This is a genomic window from Aminobacter sp. UC22_36 (assembly GCF_044056035.1).
Taxonomy (GTDB): Bacteria; Pseudomonadota; Alphaproteobacteria; order Rhizobiales; family Rhizobiaceae; genus Aminobacter.
This window is the reverse complement of record NZ_CP171996.1, coordinates 2,889,881-2,901,324: the sequence shown is the minus strand read 5'-3', so window position 1 is coordinate 2,901,324 and position 11,444 is coordinate 2,889,881. Positions and strand designations below refer to the sequence as shown.

The window sequence follows — 11,444 nt, the reverse complement described above, 5'->3', positions numbered from 1 at the left end:
AGATGTTCATCCTGCGCTTCCTCTGGTCGGTACTGACGTCGCGGTGGCTCTGGACTCTGATCGGCCTGACGCTGCTGTCGCTGATCATCTGGATATTCGGCCCCATCGTCGCCATTGGCCAAAGCACGCCGTTTGCCTCCGAAACGGTACGCATGGCGTTGATCGCGGGCCTGGTCATCCTGTGGCTGATCTGGCTGATCCTGGCGCAGCGCCGCGCCATTCGCGCCAATCGCATGTTCGTTGCCGAGATCGCCGCAGCTCCAGTGGAAAAGCCGCTGACGGCGGGCGAGCAAAGCGTTGCCGCAGTCGGCGCCAAGTTCCAGGGGCTGATGGACGAGATGAAACGGCGCAAGCTCGGCGGCCGCAAGCTGCTGCGCGACATGCCGTGGTACGTCATCGTCGGGCCACCGGCCACCGGCAAGACCACGGCCTTGCGCCAGTCCGGCCTCAACTTCCCGATCGACCTCACCGACGACATCCAGGGCGTCGGCGGCACCCGTAACTGCGACTGGTTCTTCTCCGAGCACGCCGTGCTGATCGACACTGCCGGCCGCTACGTCCAGCAGGAAAGCCAGCCCGACGTCGATGCCGCCGAATGGCTCGGCTTCCTTGACCTGTTGAAGAAGCATCGCGGGCGGCGCGCCTTGAACGGCGTCATCGTCGCGCTGTCAATCGATGCTCTGTCGGAGGGCGACGAAGCCATCAAGGCGCATGGTCGAAAGACCCGCCGGCGCCTGGCCGAGTTGAACGAACGCCTGGAAATCCGCCTGCCAGTCTATCTGATGCTGACCAAGGCAGACCTGATCAAGGGGTTCGAGCCTTTCTTCGGCGGGCTCTCGACCTCGGCACGCGAACAGGTATGGGGCACGACCTTTGCGCCAGCCGCACGCGTCGACGCCAAGATGGTAGCTAGCGAAATCTCGCTGCTGGCGACAGAACTTGAGAGACGCCTCGTCCCTCGCCTTGAAGACGAAGACAGCCTCGCGGCCCGCGCCGAAATCTTCCGATTCCCGGCACAGGTCGAAAGCCTGTCCGAACCGATCCGGCTGCTCGTCGAACAGATCTTCGGCGAAAGCCGCTATGAAGACAGTGCCTGGCTGCGCGGCGTTTACCTGACTTCGGCGACGCAGGAAGGCGCGCCCATCGACCGGCTCACTGCCGCGCTCTCGTCCTCATTTGGCCTGCCACCGCGCCGCGCCATGTCTTCGCCGCGTGTCGATAAGCGCAGTTTCTTTCTCAAGAACCTGTTGACCGAGGTGATCTTCAAGGAGGCTGGCCTCGGCATGTTCGACCCGCTGGCGCAGCGTCGCCGGACCTGGATCTGGCGCGGTGCGGCTGCGGCATCAGGGGCGGCGGTGCTGCTCGCCGGCCTGCTCTTCGGGCTGTCTTACTACGACAGCCGCTATGCCATCACAGCACAAGCCGGCCAACTGGAGGCCCTGCAGGCGCCGCTCGCACCCTTCGCGGCAGCTCCGGCCCCGGTCGACGCACCCGACATCGACGTCGCACTGGCCGCGATGGACGAGGTGACCGACGCCCGCACGCCGCCGCCCAGCGGGATTCGCGACCTCATCGGCCCGACAGCCGCGCCTGAGCTGCTACGCGCCCAGGCCGATAGCTACAATCACGCCCTGCGCAACATCCTCGAGCCACGCATGGTGGCGCTGCTCGAAACAACGATGTGGCGCCAGGTCCGCGATCCCGAATTCATGCTTGGGGCACTGAAGACCTATCGCATGATGACCGGCCTGTCGCAGATGGACCCTGATTTCGCCCAGGACTGGTGGGTGAACCACCTGCCCGAATTTGCTCCTGTAGCTCCCTTCCCGACGCCAAACGCCGAGGAACACCAGCTTGCCGCCATCCGCCGCATGACTGTCGATGCGAGTTATGTCGCGCCCGATCCGGCACTGGTCGCTGAGGCATTGAAGAGCGTCTGCACCATTTCGCTGCCGGCCCGTGCCTACAAGCAGTTGCTGGCCGATCCTGCCGTCTCCGAACTAAAGGAGTGGATCCCGGCCAACTTTGCCGGACCCAACGGCTCCAAGGTTTTTGCCCGCCGCTCGGACAAGACCATGCGTGTCGGCATTTCAGGCGCATTTACCTATGCCGGCTTCCACGATGTCATCCTCGACCGGCTGGAGGACGTAGCAGCACAGGCCGCACTTGATCGCGCCGTCTTTGCCGGCGGTTGCGCGGAGAATTCCGAGACCTCGGTGTCGGCACTGTCGGAAGATATCCTCAAGCTCTACTATGAGGATTTCATCGCCCAGTGGGATAGCCTGCTGCGCGACATCCGTCTGGCGCCGCTGACCGACCTCAACGTCGCCAGCGAAAACCTCAAGGACCTTTCGAGTGCCGATTCAGCGCTCAAGCGTCTTGTCACCGCTGTCGTCCACGAAACCGATCTCATTCGTTCCGACGAGGAACCGGCTGGCGACAACAAGGCTGCGTCCAAAGGCGCATCGAAACTGCTGGGCAAGCTCGGCAAGGTCGGCAAGCTCGCCAAGGCGGGCGCAAGGCTGCTCCCACGCGCCGGCTCGGCTGCCGAAGTCGACATGACCGGCACGCTTGTCGCCGAACATTTCAAGCCGCTCAAGGGCACTGTCGCCGAAGTGGATGGCCAGCCGCCCATGCTCGATGCCGCTGTCGTCGCCCTCACAGCATTGTCAAATGTGCTGCAGACCGTCACAGCCAATCCCGACCCGCAGGATGCGATCAAGAAGCAGGGAGGCCTTGCCGAACTGACCGGTGCCGTCGCACGCCAGGCGCAGATCCTGCCTGATCCGATCGACGACTGGCTCGGTGGCATAGCTGGCGACGCGAGCGGCCTGACCGAGAAAGCGGTCACCTCCGAGCTGAACGCCATCTGGCGCGCTGATATACTGCCGTTCTGCCAGGCGGCATTGACCGATCGCTACCCGTTCAGCCCGCAAAGCGCCGTCGACGTCAATGTTCGCGATTTTGCCCGCCTTTTCGGCCCTGGCGGACTGATCGACGCCTTCACCAACGATCATCTCATCAGCTATGTCGACACCGCCAAGCAACCGTGGACATGGCGGGCCGATTTCGGCCTCGACGCATCCGCCCTCGCCGCCTTCGAGCAGGCGCGCCGCATCCGCGACGACCTGTTTCCGGGCGGAACCGGTCCGCTGATGAGCTTCACGCTCGAGCCCAAGGATTTGTCGCCGACCGTCACCCGGGTGACGCTCAATCTCGATGGCCAGAGCCTTGTCTACTACAACAACGCCACTCGCCCGCAGCCGATGACATGGCCGGGCAAGGATGGCACCGGCACCATCTCGCTGGCCTTCCAGCCCATCGACGGGTCCCCCGAAGTCATCGTCAATGAAACCGGCAGCTGGGCATGGCTGCGGCTGCTGACCAAGGGCCGCTTCACCGGCACTGCCCTTTCCGACGTCTACAATCTGCGCCTGGGCGCCAAGAACTTCTACGCCGATTTCGAGCTCAAGGCGGCAAGCGTGGAAAACCCCTACAACCTGCAGATGTTCAAGAGGTTCACGTGCCCGACGAATATCTAGGCACCGGTTTCTACGGCAAGATCCCGGCGACCGGAGACTTCGTCGGCCGCGGCCTCCCCGGCGACTTCGTGCTCGCATGGGACCGGTGGGTGGCGAGCCATCTCGCTCCTTTGCAGAGCTCGGGCGCCTGGCCCGAAGACGTTGCCTTGCGCTTCCTGCTCGGCCCTGATGCCAATGGCCCGATGGCCGGCATCGTCGTGACGAGCAACGATCGCGCCGGCCGCCGTTTTCCGCTGACCGTTGCAGCACCGCTATCAGCAGCCGCATCCGGCGTGCCTGACATGGCGGCGAAATGGTTCGAGGACATCGAGATGGCGGCGGACGCTGCCCGCTATGCCTATGTCAGCGCGGACCAGTTCGCCGCCAATCTGGCCACACTGCCTTTTCCGGCAGCGGACATGACAGGTGAGCCTGTGCCCGGCATGGTCCTGTGGGCCGGTCCTTGGGTGCCGGTCGACGTCGATCCGGCAGCCCCGCAAGCGGCGTTGGGCCGGCTGCTCACCGCAAGCTGGGAGACCAGCTGATGCAGATCCTGAACCAGATGGGCTACCCTCACCAGTTCACTGCGGCCACGGATGTCGCAGGGCACGACTGGCTCGTCGTCGTGGTCAAGGCAACGTTCGACTTCCCGGCGAAGCCTGGCGCAGAGGTGCGCAAGTCGGTCGAGCAGGCCCCGCTGGTCTTCGCCGACACGCAAACGGGCGAGCCGGGCTATTCAGCCACCTTGTGGGAAACCGATTTCGCCTTCCGCAAACCGCGCTGCGACGTGATTGTCAATGGCTGGGCCTACGCGCCCGGCGGCCGGCCGGCGGAACGAGTGCCTGTCGGCATCAAGGTCGGCAACTGGTCGAAACACTTCGAGGTGGTGGGGCATCGCGAGTGGCGCGCAATCGGCCCGGTCTTCACCGCCACCTCGCCACAACCTTTCCTGAAGCTGCCGATCAGCTACGACGTTGCCTGGGGCGGCGTCGACAAGCTGGACCCGGAAGACAAGATACCGGGAGTCTACGCTGCCAATCCGGTTGGCACCGGCTGGTCCCGCAGCAGGAACCAGCGCTTCATTCCGGGCTTGCGATTGCCCAACACGCAGAAGGTCGGCGAGGAAATCCGCTCACCCTTCGGCGATTACACACCCATGAGCTTCGGGCCGATGGGCCGTGGCTGGCCCGGCCGCATCGAATATGGCGGCACCTATGACGACAACTGGACCAAGAACATCTTCCCGTTCCTGCCGCCTGACTTCGACGAACGCTACTTCCAGATGGCCCCACCGGACCAGCAGATAGACCATCCCAGAGGCGGCGAAGAGGTTCAACTGGTGAACCTGACGCCGGATGGGCGGGTAAGCTTCCGCCTTCCGGACACGGCGCTGCCGATGGCGTTGTTCAAGGACGGAAAGAAGGTGGTCGACACGACTGTCACCGCCGATACGATCCTGTTCGACCCGGAACGCCGGCGGTTTTCGCTGGTTTGGCGGCTGTCACAGCGGCTGCATCGCACGATCCTCGATTTCTCCGAATGCTGGATCGGGCCGCCGACACCCGGCATGTTGCTGGCCCATGCGACAGGCAAACGTTACATCCGAAAGTTCGCCACTCGATTGCCGGACGATGACGGCGAGGAGGCGGCATGAGCGCCAGCCTCGATATCGTATCAGTTGGCATGGTGACGGCCGTTGGGCTCGACGGGCCGTCAAGTTGCGCGGCGATGCGGGCGCGACTGGATGGCTTTCGGGAAACGAACTTTTTTGAATCGTCGGACACCCGGCTCAATGGCGCGCCCGTACCGCTTCCGCGCAACTGGATCGGTGAGAAGCGTATGGCGCATCTCGCTGCGGGTGCGATCTCCGAGGCTTTCGAGGCCGCGCCACAGGCTCGCGGCCAAACCGCTCTTATCCTCTGCTTACCGGAAGAAGACCGGCCGGGCCGGCCGATGCGAGACAACTCTGCCCTGCTGCGGCGAATTGGCGAGATCGTAAACGTCTCGCCCCACAGCCGCTCCCGCACGGTAGCGCATGGCCGGCCATCGGGGCACGCGGCTTTCGACTATGCCCGCCGCCTGTTGGGTTCCGGCGAGGCGCCCTATGTGATGATCGCCGGCGTGGACAGCTACCTGACAGCGCCGGCGGTCCATCACTATCTCGACAAGAAGCGCTTGCTGACGTCTGACAATCCCGACGGCTTCATTCCGGGCGAGGCCGCCGCCGCAGTCCTTTGTTCCCGGCCGGAAGGCGACGGGTTCAAGCTCTTTGGGCTTGGGCTTGCACGCGAACCGGCATCGATCGTCAACGCTGACGATCTGCCTCTACGGGCGGATGGCATGACAGCGGCCTACAGCGCGGTCTTCCGTGAGAGCGGTATCGAGATGAATCGGCTCGGTTATCGCATCTCCGACCTTGTCGGCGAACAGTACTGGTTCAAGCAGGCTGCACTCGTGACGATCCGGCTGCTGAGGGGCCGGCACCGGTTTCAGGATCTCTGGTCACCGGCCGAATCCCTGGGCAATGTTGGTGCTGCCGTCGTGCCGCTGATGGTCGGGATGGCGTGGACCGCAGCCCAGAAAGGCTATGCTGCCGGCAATCCGGTTTTGATCGAGGCGTCCTCGGACGCAGGAGCCTGCGGCGCCGCCCTGTTTGGCATGAGGAAAGCTGCATGACGGTCTTCGCCAACGGTCTGGAGGTCGCCTGCAAAGCTCAGGCTAACCAGGTCATAGCGGCCTTTCCCTATGTCTGCTTCACGCCGCCACAAACGCCGGCGACACCGCCCGGTGTACCTGTGCCATACCCAACTTTTGGAAGCGACAGTGACACGGACAATGGCACCAGCACCGTTAAGATCGGCGGCAAGACGATTACTCAGAAGAACAAGTCCTACTACACCAAATGCACCGGCAACGAAGCGGGCTGCGCGCCGAAAAAGAACATCATCACTTCCGTGAACACAGGCAAGGAATACGCCCATGCCTGGTCCGGCAACGTCAAAATGGACGGCGAACCGATAAGCCGCTTTTCCGATCTTTCGTCCAATGACCACGCCTCGCCCATCGCCGGTGGGAACTCCGTTGCCCAAGGTGGGCATTCTTGATGAGACAGACACCAGATGCGACTTCCTTGGAATCAAGCCATACAACAAGCTGAAATGCGATCCGGGCGAGCAGAAGGAGCACACGGTCGAAGTTCAATTCTTCACGGCAGGTGGCGTACGCAATCTCGTCCTCAAGTGCTGCGAAAAATACGACGACAGGACTGCGCCATGCATCTGCATGAAGGCCAAATGGGTCGCTGGCGAAGGCGCGGCGGCACGTGAAGCAGGCGTCGAAGGCCGTTCGGTTCTAGGAAGAACGACCAATACGCCTCACTACTACAAGTCGGCAGAAGCAAGAAACTGGATCGCCGACAATCCCGAGGGAAAGCTGGGCGATTTCGTGAACACGTGTGTTGCCGCCACAGTGGAAAACCTGGACCTGCCGCCATCGCAAGTTGCCATCGCGACTGAATGCCTGGAAGTCGCCAACATGAACTACCTCAAGAAGAACCTGGATAAGGATGAGCAGGCCGTAAAGGACAAGCAGATGTGCCACACGACCTGCACACGCGCCTATGCGGAGGAAGAGCGTGTCGCAGCAGCGAAGAAGAAACTCAAGAAGCCGACAGTTAGCGCGCGACAGGTCGAGAAGGTGATGAAGCAAAGGCCGACAGTCGGGTGCAAGCGACGCGCCGGCACTTAGTAGGAAAGGCTCCATCGATGCGAATGGACCGAGAATTGCTCGATATTTTCGCAATGGATAGCGACACGGCATACCAGTGCATTCAAGTCGCGCCGATGCGTGACGGCCGTGCCGCAATCCTCTTCCTCGTCAGTGATCCAGATTTTGAGAACACCGTGTCGGTCGTCTTCGCCGTGGATGATTTCCATCCGGCTTCTGCCAAGCGTATTCTGCTGTCGGATGCATGGCTGATGTCCCTTTCCGCGACGCCGTCGGACGAACTGCTTGCGCTTGAGGCAACCACCCGGGTATGGCGTTTTACAGGCGCCAACTGGTCGCGTGACAAGGTCTCGGATATCAGCCTCAGGCGCATCTGGGCGAAGGACCCGAATGGTCCCATTGCCGTGGGGAACAAAGGGGTGGCTCTCCGGTTCCAAGGGGCTGCCTGGCGCCCGATACCACCCGCTGCCCCGATACAATATTTCGACGTTCACGGTACGCCTCGACATGGCTTGTTTGCCTGCGGCAACCAAGGCAGCCTCCACCGTTTGACTGATGCAGGTTGGCAGCCGGTGGAACTTCATCGCCACGACCAGTTCCGCGGCATCGACGTGGCGCCCGACGGAACGATCCGGCTTGCAGGAGACGGTGGTGTCTGCCTAAGAGTGGCCAGCGAGGAAGCGACGGAGCTTGAGGCGCCCGACCATACGTTCTTTGCCGTGCGCAGTTTCAAGGGACGCGCCTATTGGGGCGACGAGGTGGGTGTAAGCGTTGAGGCCGCAGACGCGCTACGGCCCTTCGAGGATACCGGCATCGGCTCGGATTTGCGCAGCGACGGCGACTATCTCTATGTCGCCGGCATCGACAGCGCCTGGCGCTTCGACGGCAAGGCGTGGAAAAAGCTGACACTCGTCTATGACAGCGAATTCCGGCTGGTGTGACGGTCTGATCGTTGCGCTTGCCTACTTCCGGCTGCCATTGGTCGACAGATACGCCCTCACCTTGGGCAGGTCGAGCTCCGCGATTCTTGATGGCGCGCCCTTGATGAGCATACGCAGGACGAACAGCTCGCCTGCTTCGGGATACTCGGCATAGAGCGCCTCTGCGATCTCCTGGCCCACTTCGCCAGCGACGCGGAGACCATCCACATGCGCGTCAAGCCGTTCCACGAGTTCGCGCCAGCCGCTCTTCGTCCATGTCGGGATTCTCGTCCGGATGCAGCAGGTGGTGGTCGTAGACCGTCCATAGAAATGCCGCCATTTCGGCATGTTGGCGAACGATCTCGCGCAAGACGATCCTGGCCATCAGTTCAGGTTCACTGACCCGCCACGGATCCTGTTCGTGGCACTGGCATGGCTCGTCACATAGGTGCCGCGAATGGTGATGTGGCCGTCCTTTTCCATGATGATCGTCGCCTTGCCACAGCGGAGCTCAATCCGTTCCTCGCCCACGATGGTCACCCGTTCGCCGTCACGAATGACCTGCGGTGTCGGTAGTTTGCGGGCAGGCTCGACGATCCGCCCGACGATCAGCGGCCGCGACGGGTCCCCTTCCTGAAACAGCAACGCGACTTCAGCCCCGATCATGGCCGAAGTGAGCTCAGTCAGGCTGCGTGCGGGAACCGCCGCATCACTTGGATTGCCGGGAAAAACGACCAGTGGCGAATCGGAATCGAAGCCGAGAAACTGGCCAATCACCACACCTTCAATGCGTTCATGAACCTTGGTCATGGCAGGCAATCCTAGTTCTGATTGATCTTGCTGCCCTTCATCGTGATGTCGCTCGACGCCTTCACATTGATCTTGCCGGACCCCTTGATCATGATGTCCTTGCCTTCGATGGTGATGGTGCCATCCTTCTTCATGGTAATCGACGACGAGCCGCATTTCAGAGCGATTGCATCGCCTGCTTCGACCAGGAATGTCTTGGCGATGGTGATCTTTCCGTCCTCACCGATCTGCGTCATGCTCGCCTTGGCTATCTCCAGTTGGAAGGCGCCGCCGATCTTGGTGCCGTCGTCCTTGGCAATTTCCGTACGCCTTCCCGCGCCGATCTGGCTGGTCTGATCTTTGGCGATACTGAACTTCTGCGCCCCGCCGATCGTCACGTTCTGGTTCGAGGCGATGTTCCAGCTGTCGTCAGCTCCGATCTGATGGGTTTGGGCAGCACCTACGGTTACCGCGCGTGTCGACCCGATCGTGTTGGTCTGCGCGGCCCCCACCGTGCGCGTCTCGGTCGCGCCGACGCTGTCCACGCGCGCGGCGCCGACCGTGATCGCCTGGGCTATGGCCACCGTCTGCGCATGATTGGCGCCGATCGTCTCCGTCGAGTTCGAGCCGATACTGATGGTCTCGTTCGACCCCACGGTCAGCGACCGGTTCTTGCCCACCGTCTCGGTGTCATTCGAACCGATATCCGTCTTCTGGTCGACGCCGACCTTTACCGTCTTGTTGTTGCCGACGTCTTCGTCGAGGTTGTGGCCGACGGAATGTTTGGCGTCGTGATCGATGCGGTCGGACTGGTCGTGCTGCACCAGCTTGGTGCGGTCGTTCTTGATCAGAAGGTTGTGGTCCTTCTGGGCCTGGAAGTTGACGAGTTCGGAGCCCGCTTTGTCCTCGAACATCAGCTCGTTGTAGCCGCCGCCGCCCTTCGATGAATCGGATTTCCAGCCCGACTGGGTGGCCGAGCCCGGCAATCCGTAGGGTGGCATCTGGGCGGCGTTGTACACCCTGCCCGTGATGATCGGCAGGTCGGGGTCGCCCTCGATGAAGTCGACGATGACCTCCTGTCCGATGCGCGGGATCTGGATGAAGCCGTAGCCACTGCCGGCCCAGGTTTGCGACACCCGGACGAAACAGGAGCTGTTCTGGTCATTTTTGCCCAGGCGGTCCCAGTGGAATTGCACCTTCACCCGGGCATACTCGTCGGTAAAGATCTCTTCGCCAGAGGGTCCGACGACTGTTGCCGTCTGCGGTCCGCGCATGACCGGACGCGGCGTGATGCGCGGCGGGCGATAAGGCAGGCTGGTCGGAGCGACGCCGAGAACCACCGTGAAGCTTTCACCCTCGGTCTCGATCCCCGTGTGATGACCCGGGTCGAACACACGGTACTCGACACTGACCACGAGGTATTCCTGGTTCTGATCGTCGCGCGGAAAACCATCGAGCTTGAAAGTGCAGCCTGAAAACAGACCGCGTACGGTCCCCGCGGCGGCTATGCGCTGGTGAACGGCCTGGAGCTCTTCGCGGCGTATCGAGGCAATCTTGTCGCCGCGTCCGACATCCAGATGAGCGCCGGGTTGACGATAGTTCTCGCCGGATGCGAGCTTGTGGCCGAACGCCTGGTCGGACTTCGCCATCAGGCTGGCACCTGGCTTCTTGAAGTCATAATCGGTGTGCGTGTAGGCACCTGGCCGCACCGAACTGCCAGGGATCCATTTGGTGATGTATTCGACGTCGCGGCGCGCGCCCTGCCCTTCGAAATGATATGGCACCGTTTCGTATCCCGGCGCCGGCTTGAGCTTGTTCATGGCGTCGGCAAGGATCAGCGTGTGCTCGCCGTCGTCGTGCTCGAAGAAATACATGACGCCTTCGTGCTCGAGCAGCCGCTGCACGAAATCCAGGTCGGACTCGTCATACTGGACGCAATAATCGCGTGGCGGATACGAGCCCTGCAGCCGCTTTTCGAATTTCGCCTGGGGGTATTTGGAAAAGATCTTCTCGACGATCTCGACGACGCTCATGTTCTGGAAAATACGGCAGTCGGTCGCATTGCCTGAAAACCACAGCCATGGCCTGACAATGGCTTCATAATAGGCTTGCCGGTCCTCGATGCGGGTAAGACGGAAATCAGAGACCAGCCCACTGAACCAGCGTTTGGGGTCAGACTCGCCCTCGATCGAAACGGCGCCGCCAAGCATCTTCAACGGATCGATATCGGGATCACCACTGACGAAGCCGACGGTATAGGCAAAACAGCGGCTGACTTCGTCGCGTCCGGTCAGATGGGTAAAGATCAACGCATCGGCGCCAAGCGGAGTCCGGACCACAGTCGCGCGATCGTTAGCCATGGCGTCGTGCCTCTCCGGGGACGGCCGGACCTCTAAGGCGAAGCTTAGCACAAGTTTTTCAACCGGCCAAAGTCGGGACGACGCGGCAGCTTAATATGCCGCTCTGAAATGCCACTGTGCTCAGGTGG

Annotated in this window: 9 protein-coding genes and 1 pseudogene; 7 read left to right on the top strand and 3 right to left on the bottom strand. The window is 62.0% G+C overall.

Going from position 1 to position 11,444, the window contains the following annotated elements; translation table 11 throughout:
* Positions 1-2: 2 nt before the first annotated feature.
* The 7 genes from tssM to ACHMW7_RS17510 are packed head-to-tail and all read left to right on the top strand — an operon-like array spanning position 3 to position 8,188.
* Positions 3-3,542, top strand: a complete 3,540-nt coding sequence (tssM, locus tag ACHMW7_RS17540) for a type VI secretion system membrane subunit TssM (protein ID WP_395446873.1) — start codon at positions 3-5, stop codon at positions 3,540-3,542.
* A complete protein-coding gene (tagF, locus tag ACHMW7_RS17535) occupies positions 3,524-4,066 on the top strand; it encodes a type VI secretion system-associated protein TagF (protein WP_395446872.1) in 543 nt (180 codons plus the stop codon). Before tssM ends, tagF begins: the two co-directional genes overlap by 19 nt.
* The gene (locus ACHMW7_RS17530) at positions 4,066-5,175 is read left to right on the top strand and encodes a DUF2169 domain-containing protein (RefSeq protein WP_395446871.1); all 1,110 of its coding nucleotides are present in this window, start codon (positions 4,066-4,068) and stop codon (positions 5,173-5,175) included. Before tagF ends, ACHMW7_RS17530 begins: the two co-directional genes overlap by 1 nt.
* Positions 5,172-6,197 carry a 3-oxoacyl-ACP synthase gene (locus ACHMW7_RS17525; RefSeq protein ID WP_395446870.1) on the top strand — a complete coding sequence of 342 codons (1,026 nt, stop codon included), beginning with the start codon at positions 5,172-5,174 and terminating at the stop codon, positions 6,195-6,197. The genes ACHMW7_RS17530 and ACHMW7_RS17525 overlap by 4 nt, the downstream gene beginning before the upstream one ends.
* Positions 6,194-6,625 carry a PAAR-like domain-containing protein gene (locus ACHMW7_RS17520; RefSeq protein WP_395446869.1) on the top strand — a complete coding sequence of 144 codons (432 nt, stop codon included), beginning with the start codon at positions 6,194-6,196 and terminating at the stop codon, positions 6,623-6,625. Before ACHMW7_RS17525 ends, ACHMW7_RS17520 begins: the two co-directional genes overlap by 4 nt.
* Positions 6,603-7,268 carry a hypothetical protein gene (locus tag ACHMW7_RS17515; protein ID WP_395446868.1) on the top strand — a complete coding sequence of 222 codons (666 nt, stop codon included), beginning with the start codon at positions 6,603-6,605 and terminating at the stop codon, positions 7,266-7,268. The genes ACHMW7_RS17520 and ACHMW7_RS17515 overlap by 23 nt, the downstream gene beginning before the upstream one ends.
* Before the next feature lie 35 nt (positions 7,269-7,303).
* Positions 7,304-8,188: a hypothetical protein gene (locus ACHMW7_RS17510; RefSeq protein WP_395446867.1), complete on the top strand. Its 885-nt coding sequence runs from the start codon at positions 7,304-7,306 to the stop codon at positions 8,186-8,188.
* A 21-nt stretch (positions 8,189-8,209) separates the two neighbouring features.
* On the opposite strand, the pseudogene ACHMW7_RS17505 reads toward ACHMW7_RS17510, so the two are convergent.
* The 3 genes and pseudogenes from ACHMW7_RS17505 to ACHMW7_RS17495 all read right to left on the bottom strand — a co-directional run bounded on the left by ACHMW7_RS17505 (position 8,210) and on the right by ACHMW7_RS17495 (position 11,316).
* Positions 8,210-8,552, bottom strand: a pseudogene (locus ACHMW7_RS17505) (hypothetical protein).
* Complete coding sequence (locus tag ACHMW7_RS17500; protein ID WP_395446866.1) at positions 8,552-8,977, bottom strand: DUF6484 domain-containing protein; 426 nt, start codon at positions 8,975-8,977, stop codon at positions 8,552-8,554. The pseudogene ACHMW7_RS17505 and the gene ACHMW7_RS17500 overlap by 1 nt, the downstream one beginning before the upstream one ends.
* 11 nt (positions 8,978-8,988) lie before the next feature.
* A complete protein-coding gene (locus ACHMW7_RS17495) occupies positions 8,989-11,316 on the bottom strand; it encodes a type VI secretion system Vgr family protein (RefSeq protein ID WP_395446865.1) in 2,328 nt (775 codons plus the stop codon).
* Between the last annotated feature and the right edge of the window lie 128 nt (positions 11,317-11,444).